Below are 13288 nucleotides of genomic sequence, written 5' to 3' on the forward strand. Positions count from 1 at the left end.
TAACTGTAAAAAAAAGCAAGACCCTGTTTGCGGACTGAAGCCGCAGGGTCTTGCTTAATGGGTTCTAATTACCCGGACGAACAGGCTCTAGTGCATTTATCTGGGATACCGCGTAAGTCAGCTCCGTTAACGCAGAACTTAAATCAGCAATGATAAGCTGCATCTCCTCATAAGGAGGGACAAACGTGGTACCGAATTCAAAGGTGTAGCTGTAAATCTTAGGCTTGGAAGGGTCGCTTAAATGACGGCTGTAGGCATAATCCTGTGTCGTCCCGCTGGTATAATACAACTGGGCTGACTCTTCAACCTTGTAGGATTTGCCCCGTACGGCTTGTAAAGCTCCGTTCATCCGGTTCCCTAGATCACGCTCCAGCTTCTCATCCTGCGGCGCAATGTATTCTTTGTAGCGGTCCCTCATAAACTCAGTAGTTCCACGCATTCCGTCATACTGATGATTCAAGAAATTCTGGCCGGGGTCAGTGGTTTGGTTATTATCATCCCCCCAGTTGTACATAATTTTCTCTCCAAAGCTGTGAATATCCACATAAAAACGGATTTGATTGTACGTATCCAAAAGATACTTGATATTTTGTGATTCCGGCTCGGAGAATGGGGCTGGACCAAGGTAAATCAGACTGTTTTTATCTGCTGAGGTACCGATTGTACTCCCCCACAAGAAATCAAAATTCCGGTTCAAATCAACGCCCATCGGTCTCCCGTTCTCATCAGGCCGGCGGTTCTTCCGCCACCAGAAGCCATTACCCGCCAGCTGATCATTCAATGAATCCTGCTCATGGTTTTCCTGACAATACACCTTGCCATCCGGATTAACCTCCGGAAAGATAATCAGGTCTACAGATTCCAGCGCCTGCTTAATTTGTTCATAAGTAAAGCTTTTGTTCCCATACTGAATGGGCTGTCTGCTTGTATACCCCTGGGTGAGCTTGGTTAACAAGTTAATGCAAATGTCAGAACCACCCCACTAACGCGCATGCACATTGCCAGTAATCAGAATGGCCGGTTTCATTCTGGCTTGTTGTGGAGCGGCACTGAGCTTAACCGCACGGCATGTCCGGCCCTCCCAGGTCCGGTTAGGAAGAGTGATCAGCGAGACCAGCCCGGGGTTTTGCCGGCTAAGCTGCAGCAATGTGTTATCGATTTCGTCCACAGTCATATAACCGCCCCGCACCGACTCAGCTGTGAAATTCGCGGCATTTATCTCCGACCAGGTATAACAGCTCTGAAGGCTGCTCTCTGGATTGAACGTTGATGGCCAATTTGTATTCTCTGCCGTCAGCCTTGACTACTGCATGATAATGCGGGGTGCTGTCACCTGTGGGTGGTGCAGGTATTCCTCTGATGATCTTTCCTTTTAACACTCCGTATGGATTCAGCGGCATAATAATCGCTCCTTTTTAGTGTGTAGTTTGTGTTGTATGTGCTTGCTTCAACCGCTCAAGTGCCCATTTGGTTATGGACATATCCTGCTCAAGCAGCAGCTTAGCCTCTTTGAACAGAGTAATGAATTGTTGATGCTTACTGTTTATATTTTCTCTGGTACCTCCAAAAAGGAATGGAGCTATTATGTGAAAACGTTCACTCAATGATACTTGCTTTTATTTACATATTTGTTTGTTTGTCATTATCTACTTATGTATTTAATCAGAATGACCGTGTATAAAGGGCCATAATTTTCATGCTGTACTCATCACACCCCTTATGACGTCTCTACTTGAATATAATGGATTTTATAAAAATTCAAATTAGTGAAAGTATATGGACGTTGTATTTTCCAGCACACTAGCCAGCTAAAGGAGACATAACATGAAACTCAAAGAAACCACGAATGAAATCCCCGCTAACCTTGATCCAAGACTGCAGCGGGTCATTGCTTTCAATCAAAGTGAACACAAAGAGGCTCATCCGCATTTGTTCAACGCAGAATCAGCGGAGACAGCGGATGCCCGTGAAATCGCGGTTATCGCCAAGGTAAAGGATATTGAGGCGTGGAAAAATCTGTCCGGAGTCCGGCAAATTGCCGACCTGGGCAGCGTGCCTGAGGAGCAGGAGAATGTACGGCTCGTCACCGCCCGGATTGCCGCAGACCAAATTGAGCAGATCCGCAAATCACCGGCCGTAATGAGCTTGAAGGCATCACAATTGTTAAAGCCCCAGCTCTTTAAGACCATTGAAGAAACTAAAGCCCGGGCGGATTTGCTGAATCAAAATACTAAAAGCAACGGCGGGAAAGGTGTCGTCATCGGGATTGTGGATTATGGATGTGACTTTACCCATAAGAACTTCATCCATTCAGACGGGACAAGCCGTATTCTTAGCTACTGGGATCAGACGCTTCCTGATTCCAGTAATAGCGAGTTTGGATACGGCAAAGTCTTTTCTCAAGCGCAATTAAGCCGTGCTCTGCAAACAGATGCTCCGTTCGCGGCGTTACACCTTCCTGACCCTAAAGATGATATTGAAGATTGGCACGGAACCCACGTTATGGATACTGCTGCGGGCAACGGTAACGGAACCAATACACCCGGTCCTGCCCCTCAGGCAGATATCGTATTTGTGCAATTGAATGCCGAGGATGTTCCATGGTCGGGACCGGACGCGGTAAAAGGAGATTTCGGGAGTTCGGCGCATCTGCTGGAGGCTCTGCAATACATCTATAAGCTCGCCGGAAACCGGCCGTGTGTCACCAATATAAGCCTGGGCACCAATGGCGGACCGCATGACGGCACTTCTCTGGTTGAGGTAGGATTCGATACACTCCTTACTGCTGCTAACAATCGGGCCATCGTATTGGCCGCCAGCAACTCTTATACCCATGGTATACACGCCAGTGGCATAATCCGCCAGAATGAGGTGAAGGATCTCCGCTGGATCGTGGAACAGTCAGACCGTACCTCTAATGAAATCGAGCTTTGGTACGATGCAGCAGATGAATTCTCCTGCCAGTTAATTACTCCGGATGGGGAGAACCTCGGTGAGGTTAAGCTCGGCACGACTCACCAGGCGGTCGGGAACCGGAATGAAATCCTGATCTTCATCTCCCACCGGAAACAAGATCCGAACAACGGTGACAACGTCATCAATATCTTCATGGAGAGAGGTTTACCGGCCGGTGCATGGACACTTAGACTGCGCGGAGAGAATATCCGGTCGGGGAAATATCATGCCTGGATTGAACGGGATGATTTTGGCCAGTCCCATTTTGAAAAACCACTGGATAATACCCATACCCTCGGTTCAATCTGCTGCGGCAAAAAAACAATCGTTGTCGGTTCATACAGCGCCAAAGAAGCAGGCACACCACTTTCCTTCTTCTCCAGCGCCGGCCCGACACGGGACGGAAGACAAAAGCCCGAGATCAGCGCACCTGGAGGAAATGAAACCCAAGATGAACCTGTGAAATTCAAAGTTATGGCCGCTAAATCGGGATCAATAGATGGTGTTACTCCTATGATGGGCACCAGCATGGCGGCCCCGGCAGTAACCGGCATTATTGCCCTGATGCTCGCAGAAGCGTTGGCCCACGGCATTTCTTTATCCAGTGAAGAAATTCACGAGATTCTCCGCAAATCCGCAAGACCTATGTCGGGCAGCTGGCATGACCGTTATGGCTTTGGACGCATCGATGCTGCTAAAGCCGTACAATTAGTCGCCGAATTAACGCCCGTCCATTAAGCTCATCCGCAAGGGGGCCAACAACTTCTGTTGGCTCCTGTTGTACATAAGACTCTTATGTAAATTGAATGTAATCCAGAGTTTAAACATTAAGTATATCCTTCTACCACACGACATCGTGTGGTATCTTTGATGTAGATACAGGTGCAATATCATACATGAAGCTATTTCTAGATACTTAGGCAAAGGAGAGTCAGCATAATATGAAGAGTATCGCTGTTTTTTGCGGTTCGAATGACGGCGCTTCGCCCGTATACAAAGAGTATGCTGTTGCTCTGGGCAAAGAGCTGGCTGCACGGGGCATCACGCTGATCTATGGCGGAGCTACTGTCGGCTTAATGGGCGCTATTGCAGATAGCGTCATGCAGGCGGGGGGACGCGTGATCGGGGTTCTGCCCCATTTTCTCAAGAAAAGAGAAATCGAGCATACCCGTCTAACCGAACTGATTATGGTGGACTCCATGCACGAACGGAAGCTGAAGATGTCTGAGCTTGCCGACGGATTCATTGCCATGCCGGGCGGGCCGGGCACGATGGAGGAGTATTTCGAGATCTTCACGTGGGCGCAGCTCGGTCTGCACCAGAAGCCCTGCGGGCTGCTGAACGTCAACGGTTATTACGATCCGCTGATTGCCCTGTTCGGCAACATGGTCCAGGAGAAGTTCATGCAGGAGAAACAGCATTCCATTATGCTGAACGATACGACTGCGGAGGGAATTCTGCAGCAACTCGCTGATTATACCCCGCCTCCGGTGAAGAAATATCTTACGGATGAGCGGACTTGATGGACACATAGTGTTATTGAGCATAGTAAACCCCCTGCGCGAGCCTCTCTGCAGGGGGTTTGTTCTACCGTTCCATATACCGAGATACCGGGTAAGCGCCGCTGTCTGAATCTCAAGCGCCCGGTCAATACCCCGTTGTCATTATTGCTCTCCCTTAATTGTGAAATCCACATTCGTCAGCTGCTCACTCAGACTCCAGAGGCGGTCCGCCGCTTCAGGGTCGACTGCGTGCGGCATCACGCCAAGTGCCAATGAGCCGATACGGCGGGCAGCCTCGTTACGGGTGACAGCTTCGGCATTCTCCACCAGCGGGGCAATATCGCAGTTCTCACAGTAGACGCCGCCCCTCCCTTCCAGCTTCGGGCTTACCGCGCACCATACACTGGTCGCTGCCCCCTGCTGTGCTGTTTTGAGATTCCGCGAAGGATCTAGAATAGGGTTGCCAGCTCCGTCAATCACACCGGCGGCTTGAAGTTCTTGGAAAGACAGATGCTCCCCGAGGCCCGTACCGGCGATGCTGCCCGGATGAACGGAGAAGGCGCGCACACCTTCGTCCCTGCCGCGCTTGTCCAGCGCCAGCGCGAACAGAATATTGGCCGTCTTCGACTGGCCGTAGGCGGACATGCGGTCATAGCTGCGGTGTACGAAGTTCGGATCTTCAAATATGACCGGGGATTGCCGGTGTCCCCATGAAGATACCGAGATAACTCTAGCTCCTTCGGCCTGACGCAGAGCGGGCCATAGACGGGCCGTCAGCTGAAAGTGTCCCAGATGATTGGTAGAGAAGTGAGACTCGTATCCCCTCTTATCGCGCACCAGGGGAGCAGCCATAATACCCGCACTGTTAATCAGTATATGCAGCGGCTGGCCTGTGGCAAGAAACAGTGCTGCGAAATCATCAATGGAGCACGGGTCCATCAGATCCATCCGCTCAATTCTGACATTGTCTATTCCGGCAAGTGCAGCTCCCGCTCTGGCGGTATCCCGCGCCGGGACAAGGACCTCTGCACCGGCCGAAGCCAGTGCGCGCACCGTTTCGAGCCCAATCCCGGAGTATCCGCCGGTAATAATGGCAGTGACGCCGCTGAGGTTTGTGCCGTGCAGAATCTCCTCGGCAGTTGTGGAGGCTCCAAAACCGGAGCCGATAGGTTGTTGCTGGTTAACTGTCATGATCCAGGACCTCCTTGAATAACATCTCAAGGCTATTATCGCTTGCCCTCCATGGACATCATAGACCGTTTCTGCCTAAAACTTGCCTAAAGCTGCAATCACTCTTTTACCATCCCATTCTGCCTATTGCTTCCGTACAAGTTACGGCTATACTGTACACTAACAGTACAGGCTAGAGAGAACTGAACCTATATAAACAGGAAGGCGGGATGTACAATGACAGAGCAACAGCTCGAGACCCGCTCCGCTCCTGGACAGAGTACCGGTAATTATCAGGAGCAGATCGCCGGGATCATCGCGCAGACTGAGAAAATCACCCTTGCGGACGGACGCCATCCCACTGTGATCCCGTATCTTTCGATTTCCCGCAACAGCCGGATAACCCCGCTGATTCCAAGTGTCTTAACGCCTTCCTTTTGTCTGATCCTACAAGGCATGAAGAAGCTGCACTACGGCTCAACCAGTCTTGAATATCTGCCGGGAGACTACATGGTGTCCATGATCCATCTCCCTGCCTTCGCGCAAATTGCCGGGGTCTCCAGGGAAATGCCTTATATCGGTCTTCGCATTGACATCACTACACAGGAAATCGCCTCTGTAATGACGCAGGCTGGAATCAGCATAAAGCCCAGAAACAAGAAGGTGAATAATGCCGCCTTTATTGGCAAAGCCGACTCCAGCCTTCTGGAGGTGTTCAGCCGGCTGCTGAAGCTCACAGGCAACGGCAGTCCCCGGGAAGCCGTCTATCTGTCCGGACTCATCAAGCATGAGCTGATCTTCAATTTGCTGACCGGCGATTACGGGCATTTGTTCCTGCAGGAGGTGCTCTTTGACCAGAAAGCCGGAGGTATCGGCCAGGCCATCGAATGGATTCACCAGAATTACAGCCGCTCCTTCACCGTCCATGAGCTTGCTGATGCCAATAATATGAGCGTGTCCGGCATGCACCATAAGTTCAAAGCCATTACGGCAATGGGACCGTTGCAGTATCAGAAGCAGCTGCGCCTCCAGGAAGCCAGACGGCTCATGCTGAGCGGTTCCATGGGTGCCACGGCTGCTGCCATGGAAGTAGGCTATGAGAGTGCCTCGCAGTTCAGCCGCGAATACCGCAGACTGTTCGGCCTCCCGCCGCTCAAGGATATCCGGGCTGTGCGAAGAAGCATCGACCCAGGTGAATTCTAGCAGCCGATTGGGAAGTCTGACGCTCCCGAAGTATACTAGAGATGCTGGTCCCAACTATTACTATCCGCAGACGCATCTATAGCGATTATAGCCTGCACACCCTGCCAGAAAGAGGTTGTTCACATGTCGTTGTCTTCTTATTCCGCTCATGATGCTCTGGGGCTTGCCGCCCTTGTCAAGGCACGTGAAGTCTCACCCCGCGAGCTCGTGGAAACCGCCTTTGCCCGGCTCGATGAAATGAATCCGCTGCTGAATGCAGTAGTCCGCACCCGGCGGGAGGCAGCGCTGAAGGAAGCGGATGAGATGCCGGTTCTTGATGATGACACTTCCCGGCCGTTTGCCGGCGTGCCCTACCTGCTGAAGGATATCTCCCAGGCGATCGGCGGAGAACCGCTGACTTCGGGTGCCCTGCTCATGAAGGACAATATTGCCAAGCGGGACTCCAATTACGTAGCCCGTATCCGCCGCGGCGGCTTCATACCGCTGGGACACACGAATACCCCGGAATTCGGCCTCAAAAATATTACCGAGCCCCTGCTCCACGGCCCGGCGCGTAATCCGTGGAACCCCGCCTATTCCCCCGGCGGTTCCAGCGGTGGTGCTGCTGCGGCCGTTGCCGCAGGGATCGTTCCGGCCGCCGGAGCCAGTGACGGCGGCGGCTCCATCCGCATACCGGCCTCGTTCACCGGCCTGTTCGGACTGAAGCCGACGCGCGGGCGCACGCCGGTCGGCCCTGGCGTCGGCCGCCAGTGGCAGGGCGCGTCGATCGACTTCGCCCTGACGCGGACTGTGCGCGACAGTGCCGCGATGCTTGATCTGCTGCAGGTGGTGCAGCCGGAAGCTGCTTTTCAGACCCCGCTGTATCCGGGGGTCTATCTGGATGATCTGCTGAAGCCTGCGCAGCGGAAGCTGCGGATTGCGTACACTACAGCTTCGCCGGTGGGTACACCGGTATCGGAAGAAGCTGTACAAGCTGTGATGAACACTGTAAAGTGGCTGGAATCGGAAGGCTATGCAGTCGAGGAAAAGCTGAGTCCGGTTAACGGGGTCAGACTGATGGATAACTACTATACAATGAATGCCGGAGAGGTATCGGCAATGTTCCTGTCGCTCGAGAGCGGTATGGGCCGTACGATTGCGGCAAGCGAAGTGGATATTGTTACCTGGGTGCTGGCCGAAGCTGGTAAACAGGTCTCAGCTGCAGAATTCGTACACAGTCTGCATGAATGGGATGTGGCCGCCGCGCAGATGGCGGCGCTGATGGACCGGTTCGACCTGTACATCACGCCTGCGAATGCGGATTCCGCACCGAAGATCGGAGAGCTGACCCAGACGCCTGAGGAGATTCAGCAGCTGCTGGAAGTCAGCAGTCTGTCCAAAGACGCTCAGCGGCGGATGATCTACGAGATGTTCGAGCCCAGCCTAGCCTATACGCCTTTCACCCAGCTGGCGAATCTGACCGGTCAGCCGGCGATGAGTGTTCCTGTGCATCTCACACCAGAGGGGCTGCCGATCGGAGTTCAGGTCATGGCCTCCAAAGGCCGCGAGGACCTGTTGCTTCAGCTGGCCGCTTGTCTGGAACAATCACCGCTGTGGGTGGGAATGAAGGGGAACCCGTTGTTTGCCTGATATGTATTTGCTGAGGCTGTGTGTGTAAAGCTGGACGAGATGCAGACTGACTGCGGCTGCGTGCGATGTACGCTGGCGGAACGAGGGCTATACGACTAATAAGTGGAATAACAACACTTAATTCCCTCGAAATTTGCGAATATGAGATTTTAGTTGGATAAACGACACTTAATTCCATGCATATTGGCTGATATGAGCATATTGGGCACAATTAAGTGTCATAAATCCACCTAATTCCGATTCAGCAGATGGCGCGAAAAATTAAGTGTCATAAATCCACTTATTACAGCTTCCGGCTGTAATTTATCATAGTTCTGTCTATGAACGGATTAGCTGAGTATTATGAATATGCAGATTAGCCTAGACGCAGCTTCAGGTTGCTCACTGTGCATATGAATTGAAAGGTTACTCTTAATAGCAAAGGGTGTCCCGGCAGGAATACTTTACATTTCATAATTCACATCATCATGTAGGCTTGCCTGCCGGAACAACCTTATAATTGAAGCACTTAGCGGGGCCGCAGCCTGCGCAGGGGTTACGCCAAAAAGCACATAAGAATAACAAGGAATCCAGCAGGCCATCCCGCTGCTCCCGGACCGCGAAATATGCTTTTTAACATCTGCTTCATTACATATACTTCCTCTCACGCTCATTGTCTTGGTGCCAGCAACGCTCATTCAAAAGAATGACCGGGCAGGCTTCCCTGTTCTCCATCACTTCACCGCCAGCCGCAGACATCTCATATTAGAGTACTCATAGCCCGCCGCTTCATAAAAATGCAGCGCCCGCGCATTCTCCGCATCGGCCAGCAGGCTGATCCGCAGAAATCCGCGCTCTTTGGCGTAAGCCACTATGCCGTCCATGAAGAAGCGGCCGCTGCCCTGCCTCCGCTCTTCAGCTGCTACAATGAAATCCTCCAGCATAATTACCGGCCCGCCTTCAAACGTGCTGAACGCAAACACCAGATTCACCATACCGGTCACCTTATCTCCCTGTTTGAGCAGCAGTAATTGACCGCGTTCCGGATGCGCCAGAATCAGCCGCAGTCCCGCCCTCTGCTTGTCCAGGTTAGCCGCACCGGCGAAGTCCTGCTCCATTTCAAACAGCTCCTGCAGCAGCAGGCACATTTCTTCCAGATGCTCTGTCCCGGCTTTGGCTATCGTCAGCATAGTCCCGTTTCATCTCCGTTTCCATTTTATTGGGATTGGCTTAAGGCTCTGATGATGCTGAAAATAGCGTGATGATTAATCTCTTGCCCTATCATAAATGATTCCTGCCGTAATCAACTGTGACTTTTCCCCTGTGAACAAGAAGGCCGCTAAACGATACTGTATGTGAGATTCATGCAAGAAGCAGCCTACTACGAATAAAAGGACTGAGATCATGACCAGAAGTATTATTGTTACAGGCGGAGCCATTATTAAAGATAAATACGGCCGGATATTATTACAACAACGGTCTGATTACGGGGATTGGGAATTGCCCGGCGGGGGAATGGAGGCCGGAGAAACGATTGAAGAGACCATGATTAGAGAAGTTAAAGAAGAAACCGGACTTGAGGTCAATCACTATAATCTACTCTCCATTTATACAGGAGCAAGAATGATGTACACCTATCCTGATGGAAATGAAGTTGTGTTTGTCATGATCTGAAAGAAAAGGCCATAGGAATTCTAAGAACCTGATCATGTTCTATAAAATAACAGCAGGCGCCATGGACTTTGTTGTGTCCATGGCGCCTGCTGTTTCCTACGGCACATCCATCCGCGAGACCAGATACTCGCGCAGACTGCTGTACTCCCCGCCGCTGCGGATGTCAGTGAAGGAGCGGCTGATGCTGCCTTCCGTCAGCGGATTGGCGAAGTCCTCGACAATTCTGCCCGGTCCGGGATGCATGACAACCAGGCGGCTGGACAGCAGCAGGGCCTCATCCACATCATGGGTGATGAAGAACATGCACTTCCCGGTCTTGCGCCAGATCTCCCGCAGGTGGCTCTGCATATTCTCGCGGGTCAGGGCGTCCAGCGCGCTGAACGGCTCGTCGAGCAGAACGATCTCCGGCTCTGCAGCCAGGGTGCGGGCGATGGCCGCCCGCTGCTTCATGCCTCCGGAGAGCTGGTGGGGATACAGTCCGGCCGAGGCCGTAAGGCCCATCAGCTCCAGGAAATAAGCGACACGCTCCCTGCGTGCAGCATTGGGCTGGTTCTTCATCCGCAGCCCGAACTCAATGTTACGGGCTAGCGTCAGCCAGGGAAAAAGGTTCGCCTGCTGGAACACCACGCCGACCTCGGAATCCGGCCGGGTATGGCGTTTGCCGTTAATGGCGATGCTGCCCTGCGAAGGCTTCAGGTACCCGGCGATAATGTTCAGCAAGGAGGTTTTGCCGCAGCCCGAAGGTCCAAGGACTACAACGAATTCGCCCGGTGTCAGCTGCAGATTAACCTCCTGCAGCACCTGCCTTGCTGTGGCCCCTCTGCCATAGGTGAGGCCGATGCTCTCCAGCAGGATGCCCTGTCCGCTGCCGGTGGAGGTTACCGGTACCGCAGCAGCTCCGGCCATACCGGAAGCCGCCCCCCTGCGTCCGCTCTCCCCGTAATTCCCGGCATTGAGCACACCTGTACCACCGGGACCATCCAGTTTTTCTTCCAAGATCATCGCGCCACCGCCTCCTTGTCATTGCTGGTCTAATTACCGGTATACAAATCGCTCCGCAAAGCCTGCTGGTAGACCGAGAGGTCCGGTGAATCGGTGATCGACTTCTGCTCTACAAGGAAATCACCCGTGTCCTTCAGCAGCTGTCCGAATGCGCCCGGCTGATCCGGCGTGCCCATATATTCAGGGGCTGATTGCTGCGAGGCATCCAGCACGATAATTTCATTCATCGCCTTAAGGGTGGCTTCGGCGCTAAGTCCAAGCTCAGCAGACATCGCTTCCGCCGACTCCTGCGGGTGATCCCGGTAATATTTCACCGCTTCATCCAGCACAGCGATATAGCCCTTAACGGCATTCGGATACTTCCCGATGAAATCCTTGTGCACCACGCCGAACTCTCCGGTAATGCCGCCTTTGGCCGCCACATCGGCTGAGGTGATGATGACCTTGCCGCCATCCTCCACCAGCTTCGACTGGCTCGGCTGCCAGGTATAAGCGCCGTCGATATCGCCTCTCTGCCAGGCGGCAACGATGTCGGGAGCCTGCATATCAAGTATGGTAATGGATGCAGGATCAATGTTCTCCTGCTTCAGTGCCGACAGCAGGCTGAAATGCGAGGTGGAGCCGAAGGTGGTAGCGATCTTGTGGCCTTTGAGCTCGGCGAGGGAGCTGATTCCGGCAGCACTCTTGACTACCAGCGCCTCACTCTCGCCGATGACATCATGAATATAATAGATTTGATCCGGCAGACCTTGGGCCACACCGGAAGCTCCCGGAGGGGTACCCAGCAGGCCGAAGTCGATTCCGCCGCTGGCAATCGCCACGTTCACGTCGCGGCCGGAATCGAACTTGAGCCAGGATATTTTGATATCGGGATATTTCTTCTCCAGCAGGCCGAGGGACTTGGCCAGCAGCTCTCCGTTCGGTGAGACCTGATAGCCTATGCGGATTTCCGTCGGCAGCTCTTCCGCCGCGGCAGGTGCGGGCGTAGCTTCCTCAGCCACCGCCGCAGCTGCCTCCGTAGCGTTGGCGTTCTCTGTGGCAGCCGCCGCTTTCGCTGTATTGCCGCTGTTCCCGCTATTACTGGCAGAATTGCCGCAGCCGGATACCACCACCAGCAAAGCGAATATTGCCAGAAGGGTCCCTAAGCGAAACTTTGAATGAAGCTGTTTCATATATTTTCTGCTCTCCTTTTATGAAAACCATAGTTATTCATTGCTCCGTCCAAGGCGATACACGCCGGATTAAGCTGCGGATAATCAGATCAATCACGATGGCGATCAGTGCCATGATGATAATGCCCAGATACATAATATCGCTGCGCAGGAACTTGCTCGCATCCAGCACCAGCCAGCCGACTCCCGATACTGCAGCCACCATCTCCGCAGCTACCAGCGTGGAATAGCTTACCCCGACTGCGGTCCGCAGTCCGGTTAACAGCTCCGGCAGCACCGAGGGAAAGATCACGAAGGCATACAGCTTCCAGCCCCGTGCGCCCAGCGATCTGGCCCCGTTGATCCGGTCCGGACTCAGCCGCTGCACACTGAACACAGCCGTAATGAAGAGCGGAGCGAAAGCCCCGAGAAACAGCAGCAGCACCTTCGACACATCTGTAATGCCAAACCAGAGAATGAGCAAAGTGTAGTAGGCAAGCGGCGGCAGCGGCCGGTAGAATTCGATAAAAGGATCAATAACCGCACGCAGCACCCGGTAACGGCCGCATAGAATCCCCAGCGGCACAGCCGTAACAAAGGCTGCGGCGAGCGCCAGAAACAGCCTGCGCATGCTGGTGCCGATATGGTTCAGCAGCGTTTGGCCTTTGTACCCTTCATGCAGAACATCGGTGAAGGCTGCCCATACGGTCTGCGGCTCCGGCAGGAACAGCGGATTCACCCACTCTCTGGCACTGACCAGCCACCACAGCAGCAGTGCGGCAAGCAGGGAAGCCACCGAAATTCCCCGGTACAGCCATTCTTTGGACCAGCCTGCTGCTGCAGGCGGTAACGCGGATGCCGTTGATTCAGCCGGATTCCGGCCGTTGCCCTTTGGTTCGCTAACGCTGATACTCTGCCCTTCCTCAGGACGCGCTGCCTTCGGTGTATTGCTCTGCATGTTGCGGGTCTCCTCTCTCTTGCCGGCATACAAAAAGGCCTGACTCCGGCAAGCAGGGCAGTTTC

General features: G+C 53.3%; 11 protein-coding genes and 1 pseudogene. 5 read left to right on the forward strand and 7 right to left on the reverse strand.

Translation table 11 applies throughout. The features are described from left to right. Positions 1 to 64 precede the first annotated feature (64 nt). A pseudogene (locus NYE33_RS31240) lies at positions 65 to 1174 on the reverse strand (M14 family zinc carboxypeptidase). A gap of 19 nt (positions 1175 to 1193) precedes the next feature. Then, the gene (locus NYE33_RS31245; RefSeq protein WP_336102535.1) at positions 1194 to 1400 is read right to left on the reverse strand and encodes a DUF2278 family protein; all 207 of its coding nucleotides are present in this window, start codon (positions 1398 to 1400) and stop codon (positions 1194 to 1196) included. A 424-nt stretch (positions 1401 to 1824) separates the two neighbouring features. Between NYE33_RS31245 and NYE33_RS31250 the strand changes: the two genes are divergently transcribed. Together NYE33_RS31250 and NYE33_RS31255 are read left to right on the forward strand one after the other, a co-directional pair. Continuing rightward, complete coding sequence (locus tag NYE33_RS31250; protein WP_340947378.1) at positions 1825 to 3693, forward strand: S8 family peptidase; 1869 nt, start codon at positions 1825 to 1827, stop codon at positions 3691 to 3693. A 203-nt stretch (positions 3694 to 3896) separates the two neighbouring features. Further along, positions 3897 to 4478: an LOG family protein gene (locus tag NYE33_RS31255; protein ID WP_042134926.1), complete on the forward strand. Its 582-nt coding sequence runs from the start codon at positions 3897 to 3899 to the stop codon at positions 4476 to 4478. A 141-nt stretch (positions 4479 to 4619) separates the two neighbouring features. On the opposite strand, the gene NYE33_RS31260 is transcribed toward NYE33_RS31255, so the two are convergent. Next, positions 4620 to 5648, reverse strand: a complete 1029-nt coding sequence (locus tag NYE33_RS31260; RefSeq protein WP_341069192.1) for an oxidoreductase — start codon at positions 5646 to 5648, stop codon at positions 4620 to 4622. A 216-nt stretch (positions 5649 to 5864) separates the two neighbouring features. Here NYE33_RS31260 and NYE33_RS31265 point away from each other — a divergent pair, with 216 nt between their 5' ends. Beyond that, on the forward strand, positions 5865 to 6830 hold the full coding sequence (locus tag NYE33_RS31265; protein WP_341069195.1) for an AraC family transcriptional regulator: 966 nt from the start codon (positions 5865 to 5867) through the stop codon (positions 6828 to 6830). Between the two features lie 123 nt (positions 6831 to 6953). Then, positions 6954 to 8459 carry an amidase gene (locus NYE33_RS31270; RefSeq protein ID WP_042134919.1) on the forward strand — a complete coding sequence of 502 codons (1506 nt, stop codon included), beginning with the start codon at positions 6954 to 6956 and terminating at the stop codon, positions 8457 to 8459. Between the two features lie 713 nt (positions 8460 to 9172). On the opposite strand, the gene NYE33_RS31275 is transcribed toward NYE33_RS31270, so the two are convergent. Beyond that, complete coding sequence (locus NYE33_RS31275) at positions 9173 to 9628, reverse strand: GNAT family N-acetyltransferase (RefSeq protein WP_336102530.1); 456 nt, start codon at positions 9626 to 9628, stop codon at positions 9173 to 9175. A gap of 214 nt (positions 9629 to 9842) precedes the next feature. On the opposite strand from NYE33_RS31275, the gene NYE33_RS31280 reads away from it, so the two are divergent. Beyond that, positions 9843 to 10112: an NUDIX domain-containing protein gene (locus NYE33_RS31280; RefSeq protein ID WP_341069198.1), complete on the forward strand. Its 270-nt coding sequence runs from the start codon at positions 9843 to 9845 to the stop codon at positions 10110 to 10112. A gap of 96 nt (positions 10113 to 10208) precedes the next feature. Here NYE33_RS31280 and NYE33_RS31285 read toward each other — a convergent pair whose 3' ends face one another. The 3 genes from NYE33_RS31285 to NYE33_RS31295 are packed head-to-tail and all read right to left on the reverse strand — an operon-like array spanning position 10209 to position 13223. Then, the gene (locus NYE33_RS31285; RefSeq protein WP_341069200.1) at positions 10209 to 11114 is read right to left on the reverse strand and encodes an ABC transporter ATP-binding protein; all 906 of its coding nucleotides are present in this window, start codon (positions 11112 to 11114) and stop codon (positions 10209 to 10211) included. A 29-nt stretch (positions 11115 to 11143) separates the two neighbouring features. Continuing rightward, positions 11144 to 12286 (reverse strand): taurine ABC transporter substrate-binding protein, encoded by a 1143-nt coding sequence (locus tag NYE33_RS31290; RefSeq protein ID WP_341069204.1) that lies wholly within the window; start codon positions 12284 to 12286, stop codon positions 11144 to 11146. Positions 12287 to 12323: 37 nt separating this feature from the next. Then, positions 12324 to 13223, reverse strand: a complete 900-nt coding sequence (locus NYE33_RS31295; protein ID WP_083705135.1) for an ABC transporter permease — start codon at positions 13221 to 13223, stop codon at positions 12324 to 12326. Positions 13224 to 13288 lie beyond the last annotated feature (65 nt).

It is taken from the genome of Paenibacillus sp. FSL R10-2199 (genome assembly GCF_038000235.1).
In the GTDB taxonomy this organism is placed as follows: Bacteria; Bacillota; Bacilli; order Paenibacillales; family Paenibacillaceae; genus Paenibacillus_AQ; species Paenibacillus_AQ phytohabitans.

Excerpts from the sequence above, each read along its gene's own strand:
- NYE33_RS31245 (WP_336102535.1), bottom strand. The coding sequence starts at position 1,400 with ATGCCGCTGAATCCATACGGAGTGTTAAAAGGAAAGATCATCAGAGGA.
- NYE33_RS31250 (WP_340947378.1), top strand. The coding sequence starts at position 1,825 with ATGAAACTCAAAGAAACCACGAATGAAATCCCCGCTAACCTTGATCCA.
- NYE33_RS31255 (WP_042134926.1), top strand. The coding sequence starts at position 3,897 with ATGAAGAGTATCGCTGTTTTTTGCGGTTCGAATGACGGCGCTTCGCCC.
- NYE33_RS31260 (WP_341069192.1), bottom strand. The coding sequence starts at position 5,648 with ATGACAGTTAACCAGCAACAACCTATCGGCTCCGGTTTTGGAGCCTCC.
- NYE33_RS31265 (WP_341069195.1), top strand. The coding sequence starts at position 5,865 with ATGACAGAGCAACAGCTCGAGACCCGCTCCGCTCCTGGACAGAGTACC.
- NYE33_RS31270 (WP_042134919.1), top strand. The coding sequence starts at position 6,954 with ATGTCGTTGTCTTCTTATTCCGCTCATGATGCTCTGGGGCTTGCCGCC.
- NYE33_RS31275 (WP_336102530.1), bottom strand. The coding sequence starts at position 9,628 with ATGCTGACGATAGCCAAAGCCGGGACAGAGCATCTGGAAGAAATGTGC.
- NYE33_RS31280 (WP_341069198.1), top strand. The coding sequence starts at position 9,843 with ATGACCAGAAGTATTATTGTTACAGGCGGAGCCATTATTAAAGATAAA.
- NYE33_RS31285 (WP_341069200.1), bottom strand. The coding sequence starts at position 11,114 with ATGATCTTGGAAGAAAAACTGGATGGTCCCGGTGGTACAGGTGTGCTC.
- NYE33_RS31290 (WP_341069204.1), bottom strand. The coding sequence starts at position 12,286 with ATGAAACAGCTTCATTCAAAGTTTCGCTTAGGGACCCTTCTGGCAATA.
- NYE33_RS31295 (WP_083705135.1), bottom strand. The coding sequence starts at position 13,223 with ATGCAGAGCAATACACCGAAGGCAGCGCGTCCTGAGGAAGGGCAGAGT.